This is a genomic window from Spirosoma migulaei (assembly GCF_054776855.1).
Genome location: NZ_BAAHBG010000001.1, coordinates 95960 through 120353 on the forward strand (window position 1 = coordinate 95960; position 24394 = coordinate 120353).

The 24394-nt window shown below is 50.3% G+C and carries 20 protein-coding genes; 9 read left to right on the top strand and 11 right to left on the bottom strand.

Translation table 11 applies throughout. The features are described 5' to 3' along the window. Positions 1 to 103: 103 nt before the first annotated feature. The 4 genes from ACYVGO_RS00355 to ACYVGO_RS00370 all read left to right on the top strand — a co-directional run bounded on the left by ACYVGO_RS00355 (position 104) and on the right by ACYVGO_RS00370 (position 3547). Positions 104 to 1051 (top strand): aldo/keto reductase, encoded by a 948-nt coding sequence (locus ACYVGO_RS00355; RefSeq protein ID WP_460966674.1) that lies wholly within the window; start codon positions 104 to 106, stop codon positions 1049 to 1051. A 194-nt stretch (positions 1052 to 1245) separates the two neighbouring features. Then, positions 1246 to 2283 (top strand): zinc-binding alcohol dehydrogenase family protein, encoded by a 1038-nt coding sequence (locus tag ACYVGO_RS00360; protein ID WP_460966676.1) that lies wholly within the window; start codon positions 1246 to 1248, stop codon positions 2281 to 2283. Then, positions 2283 to 3095 (top strand): TIM barrel protein, encoded by an 813-nt coding sequence (locus ACYVGO_RS00365; RefSeq protein ID WP_460966678.1) that lies wholly within the window; start codon positions 2283 to 2285, stop codon positions 3093 to 3095. The genes ACYVGO_RS00360 and ACYVGO_RS00365 overlap by 1 nt, the downstream gene beginning before the upstream one ends. Positions 3096 to 3205: 110 nt before the next feature. After that, on the top strand, positions 3206 to 3547 hold the full coding sequence (locus ACYVGO_RS00370; protein ID WP_460966680.1) for an L-rhamnose mutarotase: 342 nt from the start codon (positions 3206 to 3208) through the stop codon (positions 3545 to 3547). Between the two features lie 279 nt (positions 3548 to 3826). Here ACYVGO_RS00370 and ACYVGO_RS00375 read toward each other — a convergent pair whose 3' ends face one another. The 4 genes from ACYVGO_RS00375 to ACYVGO_RS00390 form a co-directional block, all read right to left on the bottom strand. Further along, positions 3827 to 5584 carry a RagB/SusD family nutrient uptake outer membrane protein gene (locus tag ACYVGO_RS00375; protein WP_460966682.1) on the bottom strand — a complete coding sequence of 586 codons (1758 nt, stop codon included), beginning with the start codon at positions 5582 to 5584 and terminating at the stop codon, positions 3827 to 3829. Between the two features lie 63 nt (positions 5585 to 5647). Next, complete coding sequence (locus ACYVGO_RS00380) at positions 5648 to 9235, bottom strand: TonB-dependent receptor (protein ID WP_460966684.1); 3588 nt, start codon at positions 9233 to 9235, stop codon at positions 5648 to 5650. 401 nt (positions 9236 to 9636) lie between these two features. Next, a complete protein-coding gene (locus tag ACYVGO_RS00385; protein ID WP_460966686.1) occupies positions 9637 to 10752 on the bottom strand; it encodes a FecR family protein in 1116 nt (371 codons plus the stop codon). A gap of 378 nt (positions 10753 to 11130) precedes the next feature. Further along, positions 11131 to 11724, bottom strand: a complete 594-nt coding sequence (locus tag ACYVGO_RS00390) for an RNA polymerase sigma factor (protein ID WP_460966688.1) — start codon at positions 11722 to 11724, stop codon at positions 11131 to 11133. A gap of 439 nt (positions 11725 to 12163) precedes the next feature. Between ACYVGO_RS00390 and ACYVGO_RS00395 the strand changes: the two genes are divergently transcribed. After that, positions 12164 to 13198, top strand: coding sequence for a LacI family DNA-binding transcriptional regulator (locus tag ACYVGO_RS00395; RefSeq protein ID WP_460966690.1), 1035 nt, complete (start codon positions 12164 to 12166; stop codon positions 13196 to 13198). On the opposite strand, the gene ACYVGO_RS00400 is transcribed toward ACYVGO_RS00395, so the two are convergent. From ACYVGO_RS00400 to ACYVGO_RS00415, 4 genes are all read right to left on the bottom strand, one after another. After that, positions 13192 to 13761, bottom strand: a complete 570-nt coding sequence (locus ACYVGO_RS00400; protein ID WP_460966692.1) for a hypothetical protein — start codon at positions 13759 to 13761, stop codon at positions 13192 to 13194. The two genes, ACYVGO_RS00395 and ACYVGO_RS00400, sit on opposite strands and share 7 nt — an antisense overlap. Before the next feature lie 150 nt (positions 13762 to 13911). Then, the gene (locus ACYVGO_RS00405) at positions 13912 to 16125 is read right to left on the bottom strand and encodes a VWD domain-containing protein (protein WP_460966694.1); all 2214 of its coding nucleotides are present in this window, start codon (positions 16123 to 16125) and stop codon (positions 13912 to 13914) included. Between the two features lie 9 nt (positions 16126 to 16134). After that, entirely contained in the window at positions 16135 to 16746 is a 612-nt protein-coding gene (locus tag ACYVGO_RS00410; RefSeq protein WP_460966696.1) for a hypothetical protein, read from the bottom strand. Positions 16747 to 16846: 100 nt separating this feature from the next. Further along, the gene (locus ACYVGO_RS00415; protein WP_460966698.1) at positions 16847 to 17707 is read right to left on the bottom strand and encodes an SGNH/GDSL hydrolase family protein; all 861 of its coding nucleotides are present in this window, start codon (positions 17705 to 17707) and stop codon (positions 16847 to 16849) included. 169 nt (positions 17708 to 17876) lie between these two features. Between ACYVGO_RS00415 and ACYVGO_RS00420 the strand changes: the two genes are divergently transcribed. Together ACYVGO_RS00420 and ACYVGO_RS00425 are read left to right on the top strand one after the other, a co-directional pair. Further along, positions 17877 to 18611, top strand: coding sequence for a LytR/AlgR family response regulator transcription factor (locus tag ACYVGO_RS00420; protein WP_460966700.1), 735 nt, complete (start codon positions 17877 to 17879; stop codon positions 18609 to 18611). Further along, entirely contained in the window at positions 18520 to 20658 is a 2139-nt protein-coding gene (locus tag ACYVGO_RS00425; RefSeq protein WP_460966703.1) for an ATP-binding protein, read from the top strand. Before ACYVGO_RS00420 ends, ACYVGO_RS00425 begins: the two co-directional genes overlap by 92 nt. Before the next feature lie 163 nt (positions 20659 to 20821). On the opposite strand, the gene ACYVGO_RS00430 is transcribed toward ACYVGO_RS00425, so the two are convergent. Then, positions 20822 to 21037, bottom strand: coding sequence for a pentapeptide MXKDX repeat protein (locus tag ACYVGO_RS00430; RefSeq protein WP_142774042.1), 216 nt, complete (start codon positions 21035 to 21037; stop codon positions 20822 to 20824). 232 nt (positions 21038 to 21269) lie between these two features. Between ACYVGO_RS00430 and ACYVGO_RS00435 the strand changes: the two genes are divergently transcribed. Next, a complete protein-coding gene (locus tag ACYVGO_RS00435) occupies positions 21270 to 21995 on the top strand; it encodes a response regulator transcription factor (protein WP_460966705.1) in 726 nt (241 codons plus the stop codon). Next, positions 21992 to 23476: a sensor histidine kinase gene (locus ACYVGO_RS00440; protein ID WP_460966707.1), complete on the top strand. Its 1485-nt coding sequence runs from the start codon at positions 21992 to 21994 to the stop codon at positions 23474 to 23476. The genes ACYVGO_RS00435 and ACYVGO_RS00440 overlap by 4 nt, the downstream gene beginning before the upstream one ends. Before the next feature lie 86 nt (positions 23477 to 23562). Here ACYVGO_RS00440 and ACYVGO_RS00445 read toward each other — a convergent pair whose 3' ends face one another. Both ACYVGO_RS00445 and ACYVGO_RS00450 read right to left on the bottom strand, forming a co-directional pair. Then, the gene (locus ACYVGO_RS00445; RefSeq protein ID WP_460966709.1) at positions 23563 to 23976 is read right to left on the bottom strand and encodes a hypothetical protein; all 414 of its coding nucleotides are present in this window, start codon (positions 23974 to 23976) and stop codon (positions 23563 to 23565) included. 20 nt (positions 23977 to 23996) lie between these two features. Next, positions 23997 to 24359: a DUF4180 domain-containing protein gene (locus ACYVGO_RS00450; protein WP_460966711.1), complete on the bottom strand. Its 363-nt coding sequence runs from the start codon at positions 24357 to 24359 to the stop codon at positions 23997 to 23999. Between the last annotated feature and the right edge of the window lie 35 nt (positions 24360 to 24394).

Below are 24394 nucleotides of genomic sequence, written 5' to 3' on the forward strand. Positions count from 1 at the left end.
GAGCCGAGAGGATTTTGATTATTAATAGACAGATGTACTTCCATAGTATCCTCACAGTTCGAGGGTAAGAAACGCCCGGTTTTTGTAAATTATAAAGCAGATTATGCAGTATCGTAAATTAGGGAAGACAGACCTGAACGTTTCGCAGCTCAGTTTTGGGGCGTCTCCGTTAGGGAATGTATTTGATGAGACCGATGAGAATGAGGGTATACGGGCCGTTCACGCAGCCATCGATCAGGGCATTAACTTTTTTGATGTAGCCCCCTTTTACGGCGATACCCTGGCTGAGACGCGACTTGGGAAAGCCCTGAAGACCAAGCGGAATTCCATTTTTCTGGCCACGAAATGCTGCCGGTACGGACAGGGTGTCTTCGATTTCTCGTACGAGCGCGTCATGCGAAGCATTGACGAATCCCTGGCCCGGTTGCAGGTCGATTATGTCGATCTATTGCAGGTCCACGATATTGAGTTCGGCGACCGGGAGCAGGTCCTTAACGAAGCCATTCCGGCCGTTCTGAAACTTAAAGAAATGGGGAAAGCCCGCTACGTGGGTTTCTCCGGATTGCCGGTTCGCTACCTCGCCCAGATTGCCCGTGAAGTGGAGGTGGACACGGTTTTATCCTGGGGGCATTACACTTTATTGGAAGATGAAATCAATGACGAATTAGTCCCCCTTGCCCAGCAGAAAGGGTTTGGTCTGATGAATGCCGCGCCCCTGATGCAACGAATTCTGTCGGATGCGCCGGTGCCCGTCTGGCAAAGTTCACCGCAGGCCGTTAAGGACATGCAGCCTAAATTGCTGGCCTTGTGTCGCGAATATGGACTGGCGTTGAGTGATGTCGCCTTACGATATGCGGTCAATCACCCTGTCATCGCGACCACGATTGTCGGTATGTCGGAGCAGCGGCAGGTAGCGCAAAACCTGCGGGCGTTACAGCTCACGATTCCTGATGAACTTCGTCAACGGATCGAAACGTTGGTTGCTCCGGTCAAAAACCAGATGTGGTTTGAGGGGAAACCAGAAAATAACATTCCTAAGCCAACTTTTTAAATTAATGGATAATGGGCAATGAATAATGAATAATGAATAATGAATAATGAATAATGAATAATGAATAATGAATAATGAATAATACGCCAATAATCATAGCTTACTCATTGTCCATTATTCATTATTCATTGTCCATTATTCATTGTCCATTGTCCATTGTCCATTGTCCATTATCCATTACGCCCTTACATACTATGAATAAACAACGTGCCTTAGTATTGGTCGAACCCGGCAGGACCGAAGTACGCACCATTGATATACCGGAGTTGAGCGCCGACGAAGTTTTGTTGAAAATCAACATGGTTGGCTTTTGTGGAGGTGATCTCAACGGCTTTCGCGGCTTGTTCGAATTGCAGGAATACCCCAACGTGCTGGGCCACGAAGTAGGGGCAACCGTTGTGGAAACCGGTAGCCAGGTACCAGATCAGTTCAAGCCCGGTATGAAGGTTACTCTAAATCCTTACCAGAATTGCGGAACCTGCCTTTCCTGTCGGAAGGGCCGACCAAATGCCTGTCAGGATAACAAAACGATGGGTGTTCGTCGGCCGGGAGCCATGACCGACTTCATTGCCGTTCCCTGGCAAAAACTGCATGCCTCTGATCGCTTGTCGGTTCGGGAACTGGCGCTGGTAGAACCGCTCACGGTTGGGTTTCACGCAGTGGCCAGAGGGCGGGTGATGGCGGGCGAAAAAGTAGCCGTTATTGGCTGCGGCATTGTGGGGATGGGCGCTGTGGCCGCTTCCGTAAGCCGGGGTGCCGACGTCATCGCCATTGATATTGACGACGCGAAAATGCGGACGGCCAAACTGGCGGGAGCAGCTCATACGATCAATACAACGAAGGTGGATCTGCACGAGGCCCTGATGGAAATTACGGATGGCGACGGCCCCGATGTCATTATCGAAGCTGTTGGGAATGCAGCTACGTACCGCGCTGCCGTAGACGAAGTGGCCTATACCGGACGTGTGGTGTACATTGGGTACGCCAAAAAGCCCGTCGATTATAATACCGGAACCTTTGTTCGGAAAGAAATCGAGATTCTGGGTTCGCGCAATTGCCTGGGCGATTTCCCGGATGTGATTTCGTACCTGGAAGCCGGAAAATTTCCCGTCGATGCCGTTATTAGTAAAGTTGTATCATTGGATGAGGCCGGGGCAGCCCTGGCCGACTGGTCCGAAAATCCGGGACCGATAACGAAAATCATGGTGAATTTTGATCCTGAATCCAACTGATGAAATCCTGCGTAACCATTGCGTTAGTCCCTCAAATTAAAACAGGCCCCTGGATTTACTGGAACGACCTGGAAGCCAGCATGGCCAAAGCGTCGGCATTAGGATTCGATGGGGTTGAATTGTTTACCGCATCGGCCGAGGCCATTTCTCCGCAACGGGTAGCCCAACTGGCCGATCAGTACAAGCTGCAAATCGGTGCCGTGGGTACTGGCACCGGGAAAGTCATTCATGGTCTAACCCTGACCGATCCTGACCCCGCTATTCGGGCGCAAGCCGTAGCGTTCATCACCGATATGATTGCCTTTGGGGCCGAACTTGGTGCACCAGCGATCATCGGGTCGATGCAGGGAAATGTAGCGCCGGGTGTCGAGCATGAACAGGCGTTGAACTGGCTGGCCGATGGCTTGAACACGCTGGGGCATCGGGCTGGTGAGCAGGGCGTAAACCTGATTTATGAACCGCTCAATCGCTATGAAACGAATCTGATAAACAGGCTCGAATCGGGTGTTAGCTTGCTCAATAGTCTGACTACGAAGCAGGTGGTGTTACTGGCTGATTTATTCCACATGAACATCGAAGAGACATCGTTGTCTGAAAGCATCCGCCTGGCAGGGCCGTTCATTGGCCATGTGCATTTTGCTGACAGCAATCGGCGGCCAATAAGTATGGGACATACGGCCATGGATGACGTTGCCGTTGCGCTCAACGAAATTGGTTATTCCGGTTTTATATCGGCTGAGGCTTTTCCCTATCCTGACCCTGACCAGGCCGCGAAGCAAACAATCGACTCCTTTAATCGCTATTTCGGCTGAGTAGCGAGAAGTTTTTTTGTCATCTCTCCTTGCGTCGAGCCGGGTGGCCGGAGCCATGACAAAAAAAACACTATTGACGAATCTAATTACTATTCATAAACCCATCCCCAATGCAACGATTTTGTTTATCGCTCGACCTGAAAGACGACCCCGACCTGATTGCTGAATACGAACGCTGGCATGCCAAAGGAAGTGGCTGGGCAGAAGTGCGCGCCAATGATCTGAAGGCGGGCATTCAGGACCTTCAGATTTACCGGACGGGCAACCGGATGTTCATGATTCTGGAAACCGATGATCAGTTCACCTTCGAAAAAAAAGCCGAACTGGATGCCCTTAGTCCACACGTGCAGGAGTGGGAACGACTTATGTGGACCTTTCAGCAACCCCTGCCCTGGGCAAAAGAAGGGGAAAAGTGGGTGCTGATGGATCAGATTTTTCAGTTTGAGAAGTGAGGGAATTGGCTGTTACTAACAGTCTGAAAAATTAAACCCTAATTAATCGGGAACCGATGCCGGGTTCTTATGTTCTCGCTTGGCTTCGCCGAGTGAGGACTATTAGTTCAAGGGCCTCTGGCCGGTGACGTATAGTGAAAACGGGCCAGAGGCCCTTGAACTAATAGTCCTCACTCGGCGAAGCCAAGCGAGAACAGAGTTTGAGAAGGAGAACTAAACACAAAATGGCCCGGTCAAAACTGAACGGGCCATTTACTTTACCTAACCTATGATGAAAAATTACCAGCCTGGATTCTGGGTGAGTTGCGGGTTTAACTGGATCTGCTGCGTTGGAATGGGGATCAAGTAGTTCTTGTCGGTGAACGAGCGGCTACCATCCACCACAATATTACCGTCGGCATCTTTGGCGGTAGAGGATTGAGAAGGCCACAGCGACTGGAATTCGGTGCCAGTCCATTTAACGCCAACCAACGGCTGTTTCAGTACGTCGGCAGCGGCCCAGCGCTTCAGATCATCGACCCGGAAACCTTCGTAAAAAAGCTCGACGTTGCGTTCCCGACGGATTTCGGTACGCATATCCAGCCCATTTGCCTCCGCAAAGGCCGTACTCAGTTTCGGCATTTTCTTGTTGACACGCTGGCGAACCAGATTCAGCGATTTATCGAGGTCGGCATCACTGATGGTTCCGTTGCGTTCAAAGACGGCTTCGGCATAGTTCAGTAATACTTCGGCGTATCGGATGACGGGATAATCGTAGGCTTCTTCATTATCGGCCACGGCCCGTTCCGAAATCCATTTCTGGTTCGCATACCCGCTCAAGGTATTCGCGTAGGGTTTGAAGGGCGATGCATTGGCCGTGGCTTTATCGGCGGCTCCACCCGTCCAATCAACCCGTGGGTTATTGATACCGAACCAGTAATAGCCATTGGCCTGTTTCAGGCTGTATTGCATGCGGTTATCCCGGTTCGCGAACTCCGAATTCAACGTAGCGTAGCCTTTGAAGAGGGGCGATTTTTCGATTGGTAGTCCGTCCTGACTCAGGTACTGATTGGCAAAATTCTTGGTCGGGTTGGCATTGTTTGCCTGGCGTGACACGTTATTTCGAATTTGCCGAAGCGTCCAATCGTAGCGATTGGCCAGAATGTACTCGTTGTTCGACGTTTTGGTAATGTTGGCCGGGTTCGACTTCTGATTTTCCAGAATGAACATGTATTTCTGTGCCGAATCGCCTAAGGCAGCAGGGGCAAACAATTGATATTGAGCACCCGTAATGACGGCACCGCTGGCAGCCACCGACGCATCGAGCAAGGTATTGGCCCGCCCCGAATTATTGCGAAACTTTTGCCAGGTGCCTTCGTACAACGCTACCCGACCCAGAAACGACTGTGCCGATTCTTTATTGATCCGACCAAGTTCCGTTGCAGCATTCTGCGCCGTTTTCGCGGGTAGACCCGCAATGGCATCGTTGAGGTCTTTAAGAATAAAATCAACGACTTCGTCGCGGGTGTTACGAGGAGCCTGTAACTCCGCCGAACTGGTGCTTAGAAGCTTGCTGATAATGGGAACTCCGCCATAAATCTGAAGCAGATCGAAGTACACATAGGCCCGAAAGAACCTGGCTTCAGCTACGTATTTGGCAATTTCGGCCTGATTGCCGTACGACTGTGCTTTGTCGAGCAGGTAGTTGATGTTCCGAATCCGGGTATAATCCGTCGAGTAGTTTGGATCTGTGGTTTGTACGGTATTCAGCCCCCGGCTGTACGGATTTTGCGAAGCCAGAAAGTCGCTCTTATAATCGGAATGGTAATTCTGGATAGCCGCGTTGTTCGGGTTGGTATCGTAGAGCACATCGGCAAATGTGCGCTCGTAGGTATAAAACTGGTTGGCCGCCAGCATAAAATCGTTGGCCGTTTGCCAGTAGGAGGCATCCGAAAGCTGATCCAGCGGGTCCAGATCCAGCACTTTATTGCAACCGTTCTGCGTGATCGTCAGCGTGCCGGCCAGCAGGAGCAGATATAGTTTACGAAAGGAGTTCATAGTTTAACGAAGTTTGGGATTTCGGGTTTACAGCAGGCTGTTAATCGGTTGTAAACCCAGCAACTAAAAGGTTAAGTTTACACCTACCGTATGCAGTCGGTAAAATGGGTACCGGGTAATGCCGTTCTCGCTATTGGCCCGCCCCACGTTACGCGTTGCTTCGGGGTCCCAGCCATCGCGAATGTGGGTAATTTCCCACAGATCGTTCCCCGAGTAGTAAATCCGGAACCGATCCACCCCAATTTTGCGGGTAATACTCGTAGGGAGCGTATAGCCCACAACCAGATTTTTCAGGCGCACATAAGCCCCATTTTCCACCGACCAATCCGAAATCTGGTAGTTGTAGGTGTTGTAGGTCGTTCCATTCTGACCCGTCGATAGCACCGGGTAATAGGCGTCGGTATTGGTCGGGGTCCAGGTTTTGCCCACCCAGAAATCGGTTTGGCCCTGGAAGATCGAACCGAACGGCACGCGCCAGTTCCCTTCCCGGAAAATCGTACGCTGACCTACACCCTGAAAAACAGCCTGAAAATCAAAGCCTTTCCAGTCGGCACCCAGATTAATGGCGAAGCTGTAACGGGGATCATCGCGGCCCAGGTATTTCAAATCGCCCGGTACGGTCAGTTTGCCATCGCCGTTAAGGTCCCGGAACATATTATCGCCCAGCCGCACCCCCGGTACCGTAGCGGTTGTAACGGGCATGCTGATGTTGTTGCCCGTAGCTAAGGGCCGATACGTAGCTAACTGCTCGGCCGTCTGAATCCGTCCGGCATATTCCAGCCCGAAATAAGAGCCGATGGGATAACCTTCAACGGCTGTGTTATAGCCCTGGTTGATCACGTTGGCTCCGCCATAACTCACCAGTGTGTTCTGGTTATCAGTCAGGCTGGCACCAACCCGATAGCCAAACTGGCCAACCCGATCGTTCCATTGTATACTACCTTCCCAGCCCCAGGTTTTGAGGTGACCGATATTGGCCGTTGGTGCTGTGGCACCCAAAACCGCCGGGAATGTTTGGCCCAACAGCATATTGCGGTTGTGCTTCACGAAGTAATCGAAGCTACCCGACAGATGGCGGTTCAGGAACGAAAAATCAAGCCCGAAGTTGGTCGTTTCAACCCGCTCCCAGGTCCGGTTTAAACTCACCAGGCTCGAAGTAGGCGATACGATAACCGCCGGGCTTGCTCCAATAATGGGGAATCCTGCGCTGGTAGCCCCGGCTGTGGCCGTCACATTCAACAGCTGGATGTAATCATAAAGGCCAATGCCGCTCTGGTTACCCACGGTTCCGTAAGAAGCGCGGAGTTTCAGGTCGCTCACGAACGCCAGGTTCTTCATGAAATTCTCCTGCGAAATACGCCAGCCGCCCGATATGCCATAGAATAGCTGCCAGCGATTGGACGCATCGAACTTGGATGAACCATCGAAGCGGGCATTCACTTCGATCAGGTATTTCTGCTGATACGCGTAGTTGAACCGGCCAAAATACGAGCCGATGGCATAGTGGTTTTGGACTTCTAATACACTTTTGGTGGTAGCATCGCCAATACCCAGGCCCAGCGAGGGCACATTGTCGTTGGCTATGTAGTTGGTACGCGCCTGATACTGGTCGACCTCGTCGCGCTCGTAGTTGGTGCCCAGCGTCACACTGATATCATGGTTCTGCGCAAAGGTTTTGGCGTAGTTGATGTAGGCGTTCAGGTTGGCGTACGCGTCTTTGTTGAGTCGGCGTAAGTAATACGAGTTCTGCCGGGTTGGATTATCGGCAGCCTGAATGGTACCCAAATAGTTGTACCAGGGAATCACCTTCTGCTGTTCCTTTATATCGGTAGCAGTCCAGTTGTACCCCGCCTGACCCACTATGGTGAAGTTCTTATTGAGCTGGTAGGTTAAGCGGAAGTTGGTGAAAACCCGGTTGTTATATTCTTTATTTTCGCCACCCAGTTCGGCCTGCCAGTTGGGGCTGTATTGCGTTCCCCAGGCATAGGGCTTACCATCGACGGTTGAGACGGGGAAGCCCGGTTGGGAGTATTGGCCCATGACCGTACCAATCAGTGTTGGCTGAATGATATCATTCTTTTCCAGCGAAATATTGGATTCCAGTTTCAGCTTGTTGGTGAACTGATAATCGTGGGTCAACCGAAGATTATAGCGGCTGTTGGAGTTTTGGCCCCATTGCAGCAAACTGCCATCCCGTAAGTAACCCAGCGAGACCCGATAGCCAGATCGCTCACCCCGCCCCGAAACGCTCAGGTTATGCTGGGTAGACGTCGCTTTGCCCCACAGAATATCGACCGCATTGGTGTTGAAAAACGTCTGATCTTTCACGTCGCCAAAGCCGGGATTCAGCGGGTTGTTCGCGGGTGAAACAGGCTGGCCATTGCTCATCGTGTAATCGATGAAACCTGAGGCCGGTGGATTGACCATCAGCTGCCCCAGTTTATACCAGATAAAAGACGTTGGCGGTACCCCATAATAGTCGTTGGTGGTGCCATCGATGAGCCCCTGACCAAACTGCTGCACATTCAGCAAATGCGGTTGCAAACCCAGTACTTTCTGCGATACGGAACCGTCGTACTGAACCACGGTCTTGCCCGATTTGGCCCGCTTGGTCGTTACCAGAACAACCCCACCCGCAGCGCGGGCACCGTAAATAGCCGCCGAAGCATCTTTCAGAAACGACATATTTTCAATGTCGTTGGGGTTGATCGAGTTCAGGGCTGCCTGACTGCTTACGGGTACACCATCGATAATAATCAGCGGTTCGGTACCATTCGTTGAGGAAGCGCCCCGAATCTGGAAGTTCCAGCTAGCCCGGCCCGGTGCTGCCGATGAACGGGTTACCATAACGCCCGGTACCTGGCCCTGCAAGGCCGACAATGGGTTTTCAACAACCCCTCTGTCCTGAAATACTTTATTGTCGATCGTAGCAATGGCACCCGTCAACGTTGTCCGTTTCTGCGAGCCATACCCAACGACAACCACTTCATCCAGCCCCCTCGCTTCGGCCTTCAACTGAATGTTCAGGGTTGTCTGCTTCCCTAAAACCACTTCCTGACGTTCGTAGCCCACAAAAGAGAACACGAGTACGGCGTTATCGGGCACGGTGAGTGAATACTTTCCGTTGGCGTCGGTTGTGGTGCCGCGTGTGGTGCCTTTTACGGCGATGGTGACGCCGGGTAAGGGGAGATCTTTTTCGTCGGATACCGTTCCGGCTACGCTTTGGTCCGCTGGGGCCACCGGTGCCTCTTTCACCGGTACGGGTTGGGTTACAGAACTTTGGTTAGTACTGGTAGTACGCAGAATGATCTGTGAACCAACGACTTCGTAGGTGACGTGTAGGGGTGTCAATAGCGTATTGAGTACGTCGGAAAGCGGCTGGTTTTGCACCGACAGGTTCACTTTTCGATCGGAACGAATCACCTGCGGGCTATAAATGAACCTGACCGATGCCAGCTTCGAAATCTTTTTGATCGCCTGTTCGACCTGCTGGTTTTCGATCGTGACTGAAATTGGGCGGTTCAGTACCTCCTGCCCCTTTCCGTCGAAGGCCAGTACCAGGCTGGAACACCAGACCAGGATAAAGACCTGATAAAATGCCGTTCGCATGATTTTTCCGAATAGCACCCGTGGTTTTGTAGTGGTTGTCATAAATGTAAGAAAAGGTACTTGGTAAACGTTTAGCACAAAGAATTCCCTTACCCAGGTCAACTGGGTTGATAAAAGCCTGAAATGGTGGATGTTGGGAGACGAATTAAGCGTTTCGCTTACATGGAGCTTGTTCTGGCGGCCGGAACGGCGCTACGATGATCGGTCAATTGGTGACTGGGAGCGTTTTCTCATATTGAGGTTAGTAGGATTGGTTAAGGATTATAAGCGAACCTGTTTAAACTTTATTTTTTATATCTCCAATGCGTTTTAGTTTAACCGCAGAGAGCGCTGAGACAAAGCGCAAAGAACGCTAAGTTTGCTGACTGAATTTCTTTGCGCTCTTTGCGCTTTGCCTTAGCGTTCTTTGCGGTTAATTTGAAAAGTTTAAACAGCTTCAGCATTTACTTCGTTGGGCGACACCCTTTGCTATAGATAACAATCTGCGCATCGATCACCTCATACCTCGATTCGGTTGCCCGGCAAATCAGGTCTAACTTCTCAAACAGGGATTCTGAACCAAATTCAGCGGTCAGCTCGCAGTCGGCCAGCAGATCGGCATCGTAATTCATCAGAATGCCGTAGGTGGCTTCGAGCTTTTTGAATATCGTTACGACCGGCGTGTGCTCGAACACCATAAGCTGCGCCTGAGCGGTGGGCGTTGCAATGGGTTCTGGGGCAGCTACCAATGAGCGTTTCATCTGCTTCTCCTGTGAATCGAACGTGACCTGCTGGTTCGGGGTCAGGATAAACGCCGGTTCTTTACTGGCCAACTCCCCCGGCTTTCCGTTGGCTGGGGTGTTAAAAACCGATACTTTCCCCGTTCGAACGATCACTTTCGCTTCTTTATCATTGGCATAAGCGCGAACGGTGAAGCTTGTGCCTAATACTTTGGTCGTGAGTTGATTCGTGTACACCAGGAACGGCTGCTTAGGCCGACGAACGACATCGAAAAACGCTTCGCCAATGAGGAATACTTCGCGCTGCCGAGTTGAAAAAGCACGCGGAAAACTAATCTGACTACCCTGGTGAAGCGTTACCTGGCTTCCATCGGGCAAACGAACGACCTGATTAGCCCTGGTTTCATTCTTGATTTCGGTCAATGGCGAACCTGTTTGCTGTTCCGCTAGCTGCTGATAAACCTTCAGGGGCGTATCGTTCGATTGCTGGTAAAAAAAGAACCAGCTTCCCAACCCGACAAGCACGACCGCAGCGGCCACGCGTAACCAGCCGACCTTCCGTTGGTACGCCACACGACCCTCCCAATCCTGTGCTTGCTGCCTGTTTATGCGTATGCGATTTACTTCACTGGTTAACTCGTCATCCGATAGTTCTTCCTGAGCCTGCTGCATTTGACTCACGAATTGCCGGGCTGCCAACACCAGATCGAGTTTGTCCGGATTGGCCTGGAGCCAGTTGTTCCAGAAGTCCCGATCGGCGGGGTCATCACTGAGCACCCACTGCCGAAACCGACTATCCAGTACAAAATCCTCGAACGTATAGTTGGTATAATCAGGCATACGAAAGGCTGACGGTTTCCCCCTTTTTATAAAGAAGTAGACAGCTCACTTTCGACCATACTCGTTCGGAACAAAATTTTTTTGTGATTTTCTTGCAGGGATCTGCGAAGGAGGGTGTATTAAACACGGAGATATGGAGGTCTCACGGAGAACACAAGGGGTACACGTGGTGTCGGATTCTTAAATCCGACACTTAAGGTTTCTCAAAACCTATGTGATTTTGTAAAGTAGGTTTTGAGAAACCTTAGGTGTCAGGTTGAAGAACCTGACATCACTTGATCACTTGTAATACAGTTTAACCACAGAGGCACGGAGAACACAGAGAAGAATGGTTTTTCCTTTTCTCTGTGTTCTCCGTGCCTCTGTGGTTAAACTGTATTACGAGAAAATGCGCACGGGGAGGAAGGTGCGTAATTGGTTCATAGCGCGATAGAGAAAATTGGCAACGGTCTGTTTTTCAATCTCCATTACCTGCGCAATATCGTCGTTAGAAAGGCCTTCGTAGAATTTCAGGAAGACAACTTCCTGCTGTCGTTTCGGCAGTTGGGCAACGGCTCGTCGAAGGCTCTGCTCCGTATTGATCAGCGTTTCGCCGGCAATCCACTCGTTTTCGGCCGTCAGATCGTCGGTGAGCATGGATTCCGCTTCGATGCCCTCTTCGGTCGTTGAGCGCCAGCCCGTTTCCCGACGTAGTTTACGCAATAGATTGTTGCGGAGGGCTTTAATTAAATAGATGGTTACGTAGGGCGTTTCGACAATGGCTTTGCGCCGATTCCACAGCTCCAGAAACAGGTCCTGAACACAATCTTTAATCAGGTCACGGTCTCTGGTAAACCGGGTTGCGTAGTTAAATAACAGGCGATACCGGGCCTCTACCAGTTGATCGAATGCTTTCTCGTCGTCGGCTTTAAAACGAACCCAGAGTTGTGCCATGAGCACTTCATCGGAAGGAATTGACGGAGAGGTAGCCATACCGTTTTACGTAAAAAGGTTAACGAATTTTGCTGTGTGTAACAGACACGTTCTACAAGATAAAAGCCCGATTTTTATGGATCAGATAGTATCTTTTATTGCTCTTGTTTCCAGATAAAGTACAATATTGGTAAGCGGAATCACGAAGCTAGAACAAAATCTACAAAACCCACTACCAAGCCTTTTTCTGGGTATCTTCTACTAATATACCCGCTTAGTACAAGATGTCAAGTCCTTTTTGCTGCATGAAATTACTTTTTATTTGCAAACGTTGCCGCAACCGTTACCGCAAACGGTTGCATACGACCTAATGAACTTAAAAAGAGTAAAGTTTTCTTCGTATAATTGCTATTCGCGTTTTTAGTAAAAGTGACGTGCATCCCTGTCTAATCAAGCCCAATCTTGTAAAAGTGATAATTAGACAACCAGGCCAAAGCCTATGAAAAATACCCCGGTTACGATCAAAGACATTGCCCGGTCGCTGAACATTTCGATCTCTACCGTTTCGCGGGCCTTACGGGGCATGCAGGAGATTCATCCCGACACGCGCAAGGCAGTGATGCGGCTGGCCGAAGAGCTGGATTATCAGCCCAATCAGCTTGCCAAAAATCTGGCCAAGAGCCGGACAAAAACCATTGGGGTCATCGTGCCAAACCTGAGCTACCATTATTTCTCCGCCATGCTCAACAGCATTGAGGAGGCAGCTTTACAGGCGGGTTATAGTGTGCTGGTCTGCCAGACGAACGAGTCGTATTTACGGGAAACCACCAATATTCAGAACCTGCTGCGGAGTCAGGTGGAGGGGTTTATTATTTCGTTATCGCGCGATACCGACAATTATGACCATGTAGAACGACTGGTTCGCAAGAATATTCCGCTGGTGCTGTTTGACCGCTATGCGGAGAGCATCGACGTGTCTAAAGTCATTGTCGATAACCATGCTGCGGCCTTTAAGGCGACCGAACATTTAATTGAAAATGGTTGCCGACGAATTGGGTTTCTGGCGGGCCCCACTCAGTTAGTATTGAGTAACCAGCGGGTGGCGGGTTATCGGGCAGCATTGGCCAAACATGGGCTGTCAGTTGGCGAGCAATATGTATTTCACTGCGATTATACGCAGGAGAACACGATTATGCAGACACTGGCGCTGATGAGCCTGCCACAACCACCCGACGGCGTCGTGATTATCAGCGACCGAATGGCGTATTCGGCGATGTATGCCATGAAGCAGAAGGGCGTACGGATTCCGGAGGATGTAGCTGTGGTAAGTTTCAATAATGAGCCGGTATCGGCCCTGTTTTCACCGACCCTGAGCAGCATTAGCCAGCCTATCCAGGAGATGGGAACCGAAACTGTACGGCTGCTCCTGCGCGAATTGAATGCCACCGATACGAATATTCCGAAGGAAACTAAAGTGATGGAAACGCAACTGATTGTCAGGGCCTCATCAATGCGCCAACTGACTGTTCAGTAGGACTGATTTACGGATACGTTTGTGCGTTGTGCTCGGTGAACGCCAGAAATGCGTGAGCGTAATGAACTGCGCAGGCTTTTTGGTTCCGCCACAATGCGGGCTCCGGTCCAGGTGGAGGCAATCACCATACCGGCAGCTATCAGAATAATATCCTTTATGATGTACTGAGCCGCTAACGTGGGCGAATGCTGTGGGCCCGGAAACAGCTCGCCCGGAAAGATCAACAGGGGCGACATTGCGCCAATCATTTGCGCAGCCATCAGCCACACGCCCACCCGTAAAAACCGACCGCTGATAAAGCAGATACCAATAATACATTCGAGACCGGCAACAAAATCCCGGGCACTGGCTCCTGTAAATACGCCAAGAGTCAAGACGGCTGTGGTGCGGGAGGCCAGGGATTCGATGGGGCTAATTCCGGGAAAAAACTTTAGTATGCCGAATCCGAAAAAGATAATTCCCATGCACACGCGCAGAATGAAAATGCTATTGGTAACCAACCAGCGATTGATTGCCGTATCCAGTTGATCGAATTGGTTAAAGAGGTTCGTTAGGGTTTTCATATCCGTTGAGTTAGTATGTTATGTATAGTACATATCAACGAAGTTTAATCCGATACGGATTTAACCAAAGCTTTTACTTCCCATTGCGAACGCCCTCGTTACCTGGAGTCTGCCTGTCTCCCTTTGTTTTCATAGAGAAAACGAGATGTATTACCGCTCAATTTTGACGTCGAACGTAAACGAGGCTGTGCTGCCTGTCTTGTTATGTTGCGCCTGTGTGAACCGAATCAGCCCTTTTTTGCCCTGCTGCGTTTTAAATGACCACAAGTACTGCGAGCGTGGTTGAGCGGTGTTCAGATCGACCAGCGAGCTAACTAACTCCGATTTTTCGTCAGCTCCCGAATCGAACGTCCAGGCACGGCGCAAATCGGCGGCCGTCACAAACGTGTCCCACTGATTGACCGGGATGTTTGTGTAACGCAGGAATGTGTTCTGGAAATACGGCCATTTCTGCTGATCGATGTGGGGCCAGATGGTGTACGCTCCACAGGAAACCCCACAGTTTTTGACGGCACGGGGGCCGGCAAACCAGGGTCCTGAATAATAATCGAACACGACGTCGATATCGTAAGCCACTGATGCGCCTTTGGCAAATGGATAGAACATGCCATTGTCGAGATCGAGCAGATTGCGGGTTTGTGGATCGTTAGACTGCCCTTCTTTCAGATCCAGTTTGAGATTGGCAAAGGTAGCTACGTCGGGGCTGGCCGGAAATTCCCGCTGACTCAGCAGTGCCGACTGTGCCAGACGCGTATCGCCCGTAAGTCCCACATCGAACATGCATTGGCCCAGTTCGGGTTGCCGTGTTACACCAGCCGCCGTACAAACCCCTTCGGCCCAGGCTAATTTCTCCGCCGAAACGACCGGAAATGTTTTCGGGAATGTCCGGTCCGTGTAGGAGTCGGTGTTTTTGCCCGCATCATACACGAATAAGGAGGTTGCGTTTGTGACGCGCCAGCTATCGGCAAACGAGCCATGAATAACCGAGAAAATGGACTCCACGGAAGAGCCATCACGAAGTAAAAAATCGTTGGCATAGTTGCCATCGTAATTGCCCATCAGACCCGTTACATTCCCTTTTCGGGCATCGCCCAATACAACGGAGTAGTTTAGATAGGGCGTGTTCCAGTAAATAATCACCCCTTCATTCTGGGCATTGCTAAAAAACAGCTTTTCGGATCCGGCCAGTTGGAGTTTGTTGCCACCCGCCAGTGACACCTGCGCCAGGGCTGAGAGCGCGGTTTCTTTTTTGTTGACAAACAGACGGGGAGACCGGAGATCTGATGGGTTGACTAGAAGGCAGATTTCATCGCTGCCCAGCTTGGCCGCTACGCCCGTGTTTACAGTTCCCTGATTGGTTTTATAGCTATCCTCCTGCCGGGCCTGTACTTCCAGATTCGCTCCTTTTGTGGCCACAAATTCCCCAATGGTCTGAAAGCTATAGCCTAAGCCATCGTGCATCCGTATGTGTGGATCGCCGGAAGAGCCGCCCTGGCCCGATGGAAAGCCCAGCGCATTGCCCAGCCGATCAAAAATACCGTTGAAAATATCTCCAATATCGCGCGGTCCCCGGTTGGTTCGGCCTGCCTGAGCAGCCTGCCGGGCCGCTTCCTCACGGGCAGCCTGTTCGGCAGGGGTTTCGCCCCGCGAATTGCGCTGCACGGGCGCACTGCTAGACGGCATGGGAGCCTGCGTAACGGGATTTATAAACCGGTATTCGGGTAGGGGAGAGCCGGGTTGTGGTGGTGGGCTGTAGAAGTAGTTGCTGTGGGCATAGCCTGTGCCCGCCTGTATTGACTTGTCTCCCTGCGCCAGGGCGGGCGTGGCAATAAGAGCGGCCAGAAACGACTGCACATTGAACCACGATTTACCCGGTTTGGTGGTCAGGTGGGCAATCGTTGTTTTTTCATGGCCCAGAATTCCCCAAATGGCCTCGATACTCAGCTCTTTCGTAGCCGTGTAATTGGGCACTTTCGAGAGCCTGTTTACCATAAAATCGGTCAGGGTGGGCACTGTTTTTACCTCCGGGAGTTTATTGGCGATGTCTGAACTGGCCGTCTGAATAGCCGCGTCTATCGGTGTATAGTTCGTTGTCGCAAACGACAGGTATTTGCCTGATGCGTAGCCTGATACTCCACCCGCATAGGTATCGAACCGGAAATCAAGGATGGCCACCCCCTTATTCTGGGAGGGGAATTCGGTACATTCAATGATGAGCTGGTGATACCGAATTTCCAGTGGACCGTCGGATGTAGCGGCTGGCGTGCTGTCGGTTTGTTTGCAGGATTGCGGGAATAAAAGGAATAGCAATGTTCCCGAAAAGAGTAGTGCCCGGCGACAGGTAAGCGAAAGAAAGGATTTCATAGATAGAGCTTATTTTATGCGCGAAAGATGAACAGGTACTGTTTTTTCGTAGCGAGGGTCACCGCTGCTCGAATAGCTTGAGCCGGTTGCTGTCGTGTATGCTAACGCCAGCGTGAGCGTCAGGCTGTCGCCCTGCCATTGCCCCCCTTCGAGTGCCGACAGTAGGTTGAAATTGTTCTGTAGTCTTTGAAACTCATCGCCCGTTTGAAAGTGAATCACAGCGAGCTGGTTTCCTGCTTCGGTTTGTACATGGCCGTTGAGTTCGTATGCTTCCTGTCCACGCGGGCTGGTCACGGTAGCGATACCGTCGAACCGTTTTTTATCGGTTTGGGACCCTAAACCACTGCGTTTGCGCGTCCGTCGGGCTGCTTTTTTCGCCCGCTCTTCGTCCGATACAGGCGGTAGAATGGTGAGTCGGATCGTTTTCGTTACATTATTTGGGTCGCTGAATTCGCCCTGCCATGTACCGACAAGCAGTTTGGCGTTCTCGTCCCGGCTGTAAGCCCAGGGACGATCTTTCAAATCAGTGTAATAACTGTAATAATACTTACATTCATACACGCCCCAGCTAAGGCCAGCCAATGCCAGAAAAAACAAGATTAATTTTGTGCCTTTTGTCATAAAAATTAATGGAACGCTGATTCGTATGATCGGTATTATTTAAAAATGATATTTATCCGAGGATATCATAAAGATCATAGCGATCTGCGTTCCGTTTTAATCATTTTCCGGCGTTGTAGATTGCCATCAAAAATGCCTTGCTGATGCGGGTGGCTTCTTTTTCGCAGATATGGCCCTGGCCTTCGGGCGCATCAATGCCCTGACCTTTGCTGGGGCAACTGGCCGTGGAGCGGTATTTGTCGCAAATACTCCAAACGCTACCGAGTTTGCAGGCACCATTATCGGACTCGATCTCCTGCAAATCGAATACGACGTCCTGCGCTTTGAAGGTGTCTTTCATCCACTGACCAACGTTCATTTTGGCGGCATTGCCGTCGTCTTTCGTGACAATGTAAATGAGGGGCGGGGTGATGTGTACGAACCGTTTGATCCCGCTCGACCGTAGTTCGTCGATCATTTGCTTGTAGGCTGTTTTGACACTCGCTACGTTGGCGTCGGTGATGTCGGCGTAGCCAAACTTGAAAATGGCAATCTGGAGCTTATCTTTTTGCTGGAGTGCTTCGCGTTTAAAAGCGGCCAGTTTTTTCTCGGGTTCTCCGTTCGAGATGTTATTGCCGTTGTTGATGGAGTTCCAGTCGGTTCCGTTCAGCCCGTCGTTCAGCTTATCGCCGTCATAGAACTCAAACTTGAAGCCGTTATGCTGACTGCCATCTTCCAGATCCCCTCCAACCGAAGCATGGACGAACAGACTGTTCCAGCTCGTCACTTTCGTTTTTTCGGTGGTCGACAGATTGTCCCAGGCGCTGATCCCACTGATGCCCACGACACCCGCCTGCCCGTTGCCCGTGGTTCCGTTGCCACCAGGGTTTGGGTCGATGGGATTGGCTGGATTACTCGGATTGGGGTCATTGGCAGGACTGCTGCATCCGGCCAGCAGTAGCAGAAACAAGAGGTGTCTCATGGGTGAAATCGACGTTTGATAGCCGAAATTGCCCGAATTCGCCTAGGCTCGCAACACACACTCGACCAACGACCAGTTGAATCGACTAACAGCCGGTTGAATTGAGCGAGCGGTTAATTTGCAATACAAAAAGCACATACATTTGAGTAACCGACCAGTTGGTAAGCCAATGCCTCAAAGTACTTATTCCTGTATTATTGTCGATGACAACGAAATTGATCGGCTGACCACACTGGCTCATGCCCGGCAGTACCCGTTACTCACCATCGACGGGGTGTTTTCATCGGCCACCGAAGCGTTGCCCGTGTTACAAAAACGGCCCGTCGATGTGTTGCTGCTCGATATCGATATGCCCGACCTGAGTGGGTTGGAGTTACGGGCCAGTCTGATGCAGGTGCCCGTTTGCATATTTATTACCGCCTATCCCGATTATGCCGCCGAGAGTTTCGCGGTCGATGCCTTCGATTATCTGGTGAAACCGATTCGGGCTGAGCGGTTCGGCCACACCATGGCCCGTGTTCAGACGTTTTGCGACCTGACGCGCAAAGCACAACTGTTTGACCTGAGTTTGGGGGCCGATACGGTCTTCATTCGGGATGGGCATCAGCAGATTAAGCTGAACCTCTACGAAATAGTGTATCTGGAGGGACTAAAAGATTACACCCGTATCGTAACGACCACCCAGCAGTATACCGTGCTGTCGTCCATTGGAAAGCTGCTTCAGGAGGTGCCGTTCCAGTCGTTTTTACGGATTCATCGGAGTTACGCGGTACAACCGCATTATATTGATAAAGTTGTTAGTCAACAGATTTATGTTCAGGGGTTTATATTGCCGGTTGGGCGAAGCTACCGGGCGGTACTCGAAGGGGTATATGCCCATCGGCAGGCCGACCGATTGTCATGAGGTTTGTCAATCGACCCGTTCGATGTACGGGCTTCTGCTGGTTCTTTTGTTGTTTATTGGCGCCCCTGTGCAGGCACAGAAGCAGGGACGCGCCCTCATCGATTCGTTAGTGGCTGAATTGCCTAAGGCTGCCAATGACACCGTGAAAGGTCGGTTGTATCGGGTTATTGCCGAAGAATGGTTTTTTACCAATATCGACCAGGCCCTGCACTACAGTCGGTTAGGCTTGCAGCACACCACCCGTATGAAGTGGGAGCGGGGCATCGGGGTTTTCAATGGGTACATTGGTCGAGCCTACAGCGATAAAGGCAACTACGACTCTTGCCTATACTACTTTAAAAAAGCGGTACGTATCTATAAGACTCTGGGCGACACCTGGAATCTGGCCAGCACCACCAACAACATCGGCGTGGCCGAACAGAACATCCGATCCAATTACCCGGCCGCTACCCACTATTATTTCGAAGCCTTAGGTTACGCAGAGGCCACCCACGACAACTACCTTATTGGTCTCAATCTCGATAATATCTCGGAAATCTATCGGATTCAGAAAAATTACCCCAAAGCACTCCAATTTGGCTTGCGGGCCTTGGCGCTCCGGCAACAGCAGCATAACCCCGACATTAATGCCCGTCGTGAACTGGCGGCTTCACTGACCAGCATGGCTGCGCTGTACACCCAGATGAAAAACTGGACGAAGGCCCGCCAGTACGGTCTAAAGGCCCTGGCCGAGCATGAGAAAGTGGATAATAAAGAGGGATTGGCCAAGACCTACGGCAATCTGGCTGTAGCGATGCAAACCGAGTATAGTCAGAAGATCAGGTATGCGCTGAAAGCGAAGCAGCTCTGGGACAGTATCAACCCCCGACACCTCGATGCGGTCAATAACCTCGCAAACCTCGGTATCGCTTATCTCGACCTGGTCCGTTATGATTCCCTGAACACGGTTCGTATCCAACCCCAAGACCGGCAGAAGCGACTGCAACTGGCCGGGGACTACCTCAATACATCCATCGGGCTTAGTGCCGATAAGGGCGAGGTAAGTGATCAGGCCTACTTTCGGGGGAATCTGGCCGAATTACAAGCCCTACGTGGCGATTACAAAGCGGCCTATCAGAATTTCAGAGCCTATCAGGCTATTCAGGACTCGCTGTATTCGCAGGAAAACAAAAATAAAATTGCCGGACTGGAAGGCAAACGCGAACTTGAACTGCGCGATAAGCAGCTCGAAATCAATCGGCTGGTCATTGCCGGGCAGGAACGTCAGCAACTGGCCCTGCTGGTGGGTATTGGGCTACTGGTGGTGATCGGAGGATTACTGTACTGGCAGAGCCGAACCCGCCAGCAAACCAATACAACGCTGCTCCATCTGAATCAGGAACTCGATGAGGCCAATCAGGTAAAGACCCGATTCTTCGCCATCCTGAGTCATGATCTGCGCGGTCCGATTGCCAACCTGATTAATTTTCTGCATCTCCAGCGCGAAAACTCCGACCTGCTGCCCCCCGATCAGGTAGCCCGCCATCAGCAAAATATTACAGAAGCCGCCGAAGGTCTGCTCGATACGATGGAGTCGATGTTACTCTGGAGCAAGGGGCAAATGCAGCAATTTAAGCCCGATATAAAAGTCATTCCCGTGGAAAGCCTGTATGACTATCTGCAACGGTTCTTTGTGGGTGTACCTACTGTGCGATTCACCTTCGATACGCCCGAAGGCTTGCAGGTAGCCACAGATGAAGATTACCTGCGCACCATCATGCAGAACCTGACCAGCAATGCCATTCAGGCCCTCAAAAACAATCCTGACGCCTACATTCAGTGGCAGGCCCGTCCTGAAAATGGACGCGTGGTGCTAACTATCACGGATAATGGGCCGGGTATGTCGCAAAGTCAATTGAAGGCACTTTACACCAACGATGCGGCTATACTTGGCAAGAGTGGGTTGGGGCTGCACTTGATTCGCGATTTAGCCCGTGCCATTTCCTGCCAGATCAGTGTCCGGTCGGAGCAGGGAACTGGTACTGAGTTTAGGCTGACGTTTGCGTAAAACAAGATGAACGTGCTGGTAGTTGTCATCGTTCAGGCGCTTTTTACACGAAAAACCTTTCGGTTAGATGAGTTAGTTGTCAGACAGAATGTTAGACAACGTAGCGATCATGCAACTATCATCACTACGTTGTCTGACATTCAACGCCCTTACACACAGATCACTAATTGCCCGATTTCATCTTATCGTCCGACATTTTCATCTTGTCTTTCTTCATTTTGTGCGTTGACATTTTCTTGTTGCGCATCGTATCATTCATCATCTTGCCGTCCGACATCTTATCTTTCTTCATTTTGTCGGCTTTCATTTTGTCCTGAGCGAATACGGCCGTGGACAGGGTCATTGCAGCTACGAAAGCTAATGCGATTACTTTTTTCATGAGAAAATGGATTGATTTTACAGGGTGAAACTTGTGTTGATCGAATCAGATGCTGGCTTCGGAAATCCATAATTTTGGAAATACGAAAGCCACCACCGGTGCTGTACATAGAAGCCTTTCCTGATTTGAAAAGTTATCACGGAAGTCTAACATTTTGATAATCAAATTTTTCTGTTCAGTCAGAATCAGGAATTTTGCTGAATAACCTGAATCTGACAAAGCCGAAGCCTGTATGAACACTGCCATGAAGAAAATCCTGATTATTGAAGATGATCCGCTCATTGTCGATCTGGTTCGTATCCATCTTCGAACCTTACCTGCTGACGTTGTCACCGCCGGGTCTGGTCGTGATGGATTGGCCCAACTGGCACAGCAGACGGTTGACTTATGCATTCTCGATGTAATGCTACCGGATATGGATGGCATCGACATTTGCCGTCAAATTCGCCAGCGTGATACGTTTACGCCGATTCTGATGCTAACAGCTAAAACGCAGGAAGCCGATAAAGTGGCCGGCCTGGAAGCTGGGGCCGATGATTATCTGACAAAGCCATTTGGCATTCAGGAATTTATGGCGCGAGTGCGGGCCATGCTACGTCGGTCTGGTTTGGGTACTACTGCCACGCCAACACCCTCGTCAATTATTACCCACAATGCCTTATGGATTCATACAGCAGATCGGATTGTAACGCTGGATGGTAATCGGGTTGAACTCACCCCGAAAGAGTTTGATTTGCTGGTGTTGCTGGCCGAGAATCCCGGTAAGAGTTATAGCCGGAAAGAGTTGCTTCATCTGGTCTGGGATTACCATTTTTCGGGCTATGAGCATACCGTAACCGCTCACATTAACCGCTTGCGCAACAAAATCGAATCCGATTTTGCCCGGCCAATCTATATTCTGACAACCTGGGGTATTGGCTATCGATTCGCCGAACCTGTAAAACCCACCCCTGCATGACAGCAGTAAACGTCAAACCCAGCCGATTGTATCCAGCGACCTATGGTCGGCTGGCGGTTCTGCTGTCGCTGTTGGTGTTCCTGCTGGTGGCTGGATATAGTGTACTCACCGGGTTTGTGGCGATTCGGTACTTCAAAGCCACCCACCAGCGACTTAACCGGGAGGTGGCCACGCACATTGCCAAATTTTCCCAGCCTTTTGTTGGGATGCATGTAAACCAGAAAGCTACCGAGCGCATCTTTTTCGACGCGATGGTCACCAACCCCAGCGCCGAAGTGTACCTGCTCGACACAACTGGGAGAGTGATGGTGTATGAGGCTCCTGCCGAAAAAATCAAACGACACCAGATTAGTCTGGAGCCCATACGCCAGTTTATTCAGACAAAAGGCCTGGTGTTTATTCAGGGCGATGACCCAAAGCAGACGGATGGACAACAGGTGTTTTCGGCAGCCGAAGTACGTGATCAGGGACGCTTGCAGGGCTATGTGTATGTGGTGTTGCTAGGAGAGAGCTATGGCACCACGTCGATGCAGTTGCTTCAGGATTATGCCTTCGAATGGGGGCTTAAAACAACGTTGTTTATGCTGTTGGCGGCATTGGTGGTTGGTTTCGTGGTATTCAACTTACTCACCCGCGACTTAACGCACATCATCAAAACCGTAATGCGATTTCGGGATGGCGATTTAACGGCCCGCACCCAGTTGAAACCCACCAGCGATTTGAAGCCCTTGGCCAACGCTTTCAATACCATGGCCGATCAGTTGGCGCGAAGTCTTGACCAGTTGCAAACATCCGAAAAACTCCGGCGCGATCTGGTGGCGAATGTCTCGCACGATCTGCGCTCGCCCATGACGTCGATTCGCGGGTATGCCGAAACGCTGGATATGGATGCATCGCTCAATCCCACTCAGAAACAGTATATAGGGGCAATTCTGCAAAGTTCGTACCGATTGACCAGGCGGATAAACGAACTGTTTGAGCTATCGAAACTGGAGGCTAAAGAGCGGCAACCCGAAAAAGAGCCATTTTTATTGTCTGATCTGGTCACGGAAACCTACACGAATTTTCGACTAATGGCGCAGGAGAAAGGTGTTGCTTTTACCTGCGTCAATTGTGAAGTGCCGTCGGTTTGTTATGCAGATATCAATATGGTTGAGCACGTTTTGCAGAATTTAGTGGAAAACGCCATTCATTATTCCCCGGAGGGCGGGCATGTGCAGCTTCAGTTGGCCAGCAACGGGCAATTCGTAACTGTATCGGTAAGCAATTCGGTGGGGCTTCTGCCAACGGCCATTCAGGATTATTTATCAGCGATCAATCAGATCGACAATGTGGATACCGTCGTGCGCCCACCCAATTCAGGCCTGGGTTTGGCCATTGTGATGAAGATTCTGACCCTGCACGCTTCCCAACTACGTATCAGCCATCCATCCGAAACAGAAATCTGTTTTTCGTTTGAGGTGCCGGTTTATGTGAAGTAAAGAATTATTCAACACAGAGGCACGGAGAACACAGAGAAAAATTACGTAAATAAAATCTGTGTTCTCCGTGCCTCTGTGTTGAATCTCTACGAAAAGGGCAATAAATCTGGTTCCAGGTACTCCCGTTTGGCAAGCTCAGACTTGTAGATATCCACTTGATAGTGAGCCGAAATCAACTCCCTGAAATTGTAGTTTAATCGGGGGAATTGTTGGATGAAATCGTAGAAGTTATTCGCATCCGATTTGTTCATAAAATGATTGACAGCTCGGATGGCCGCAATCGTCAGCGTTTTATTGTATTTATCGCGTGCACCGAGTGCGTCAACGAAAGCCACTAACTGCTCGCAAATGGTTTCGATTGCGGTATCAACACCGTATTGGTGTATGTGTATCCAGGCTAATCGCAAGTGAGCCTCATGACTGAAAATAGCTGGATCTAACCGGCAGGACTTGAATTGCTCGGCAAACAACTCATCGCTAAGCTCGAAGTGGGATTTCATGGCGGTAAGTGAATAAGGGGTTATTTTTTTGACAACCGATCTATAGCTTCGGCTTCTGATTCGACAAAGTTAATTTGCCCGAGCTTATTACTTTCAAACATAAAATCCTGTATGCTTTTACTCGAATAACTACTAAAATCGCCAACTATGGCTAAACGAACTCGATAATTTGAGAATTTCTGAAGTATTTCACCCGCTATTCCCGTTTTCAAATCAAAAAAATCTGGCGTGATGTTTTTCTGATGAACAATGATATTGTCAAAACCCTGGTAATATATATTGCCTAACAAATCGACCGCGTCCTGAGTATTATCAATGACAATAGATTCTGAAATCACTTCAGGAATGTTAAGTTCGTTTAGTTGGTGTAGTTTGATTTCCATTAGGGTTGTTTGAGGACTTTCAGTGGTATCTGTGT

Bases quoted from the DNA above. Each gene is read 5' to 3' on its own strand.
- ACYVGO_RS00370 (WP_460966680.1), top strand. From the start codon at position 3,206: ATGCAACGATTTTGTTTATCGCTCGACCTGAAAGACGACCCCGACCTG.
- ACYVGO_RS00395 (WP_460966690.1), top strand. From the start codon at position 12,164: ATGAAAAATACCCCGGTTACGATCAAAGACATTGCCCGGTCGCTGAAC.
- ACYVGO_RS00435 (WP_460966705.1), top strand. From the start codon at position 21,270: ATGAACACTGCCATGAAGAAAATCCTGATTATTGAAGATGATCCGCTC.
- ACYVGO_RS00405 (WP_460966694.1), bottom strand. From the start codon at position 16,125: ATGAAATCCTTTCTTTCGCTTACCTGTCGCCGGGCACTACTCTTTTCG.
- ACYVGO_RS00390 (WP_460966688.1), bottom strand. From the start codon at position 11,724: ATGGCTACCTCTCCGTCAATTCCTTCCGATGAAGTGCTCATGGCACAA.
- ACYVGO_RS00440 (WP_460966707.1), top strand. From the start codon at position 21,992: ATGACAGCAGTAAACGTCAAACCCAGCCGATTGTATCCAGCGACCTAT.
- ACYVGO_RS00360 (WP_460966676.1), top strand. From the start codon at position 1,246: ATGAATAAACAACGTGCCTTAGTATTGGTCGAACCCGGCAGGACCGAA.
- ACYVGO_RS00445 (WP_460966709.1), bottom strand. From the start codon at position 23,976: ATGAAATCCCACTTCGAGCTTAGCGATGAGTTGTTTGCCGAGCAATTC.
- ACYVGO_RS00400 (WP_460966692.1), bottom strand. From the start codon at position 13,761: ATGAAAACCCTAACGAACCTCTTTAACCAATTCGATCAACTGGATACG.
- ACYVGO_RS00365 (WP_460966678.1), top strand. From the start codon at position 2,283: ATGAAATCCTGCGTAACCATTGCGTTAGTCCCTCAAATTAAAACAGGC.
- ACYVGO_RS00410 (WP_460966696.1), bottom strand. From the start codon at position 16,746: ATGACAAAAGGCACAAAATTAATCTTGTTTTTTCTGGCATTGGCTGGC.
- ACYVGO_RS00425 (WP_460966703.1), top strand. From the start codon at position 18,520: ATGTTCAGGGGTTTATATTGCCGGTTGGGCGAAGCTACCGGGCGGTAC.
- ACYVGO_RS00375 (WP_460966682.1), bottom strand. From the start codon at position 5,584: ATGAACTCCTTTCGTAAACTATATCTGCTCCTGCTGGCCGGCACGCTG.
- ACYVGO_RS00430 (WP_142774042.1), bottom strand. From the start codon at position 21,037: ATGAAAAAAGTAATCGCATTAGCTTTCGTAGCTGCAATGACCCTGTCC.
- ACYVGO_RS00450 (WP_460966711.1), bottom strand. From the start codon at position 24,359: ATGGAAATCAAACTACACCAACTAAACGAACTTAACATTCCTGAAGTG.
- ACYVGO_RS00380 (WP_460966684.1), bottom strand. From the start codon at position 9,235: ATGACAACCACTACAAAACCACGGGTGCTATTCGGAAAAATCATGCGA.
- ACYVGO_RS00355 (WP_460966674.1), top strand. From the start codon at position 104: ATGCAGTATCGTAAATTAGGGAAGACAGACCTGAACGTTTCGCAGCTC.
- ACYVGO_RS00385 (WP_460966686.1), bottom strand. From the start codon at position 10,752: ATGCCTGATTATACCAACTATACGTTCGAGGATTTTGTACTGGATAGT.
- ACYVGO_RS00415 (WP_460966698.1), bottom strand. From the start codon at position 17,707: ATGAGACACCTCTTGTTTCTGCTACTGCTGGCCGGATGCAGCAGTCCT.
- ACYVGO_RS00420 (WP_460966700.1), top strand. From the start codon at position 17,877: ATGCCTCAAAGTACTTATTCCTGTATTATTGTCGATGACAACGAAATT.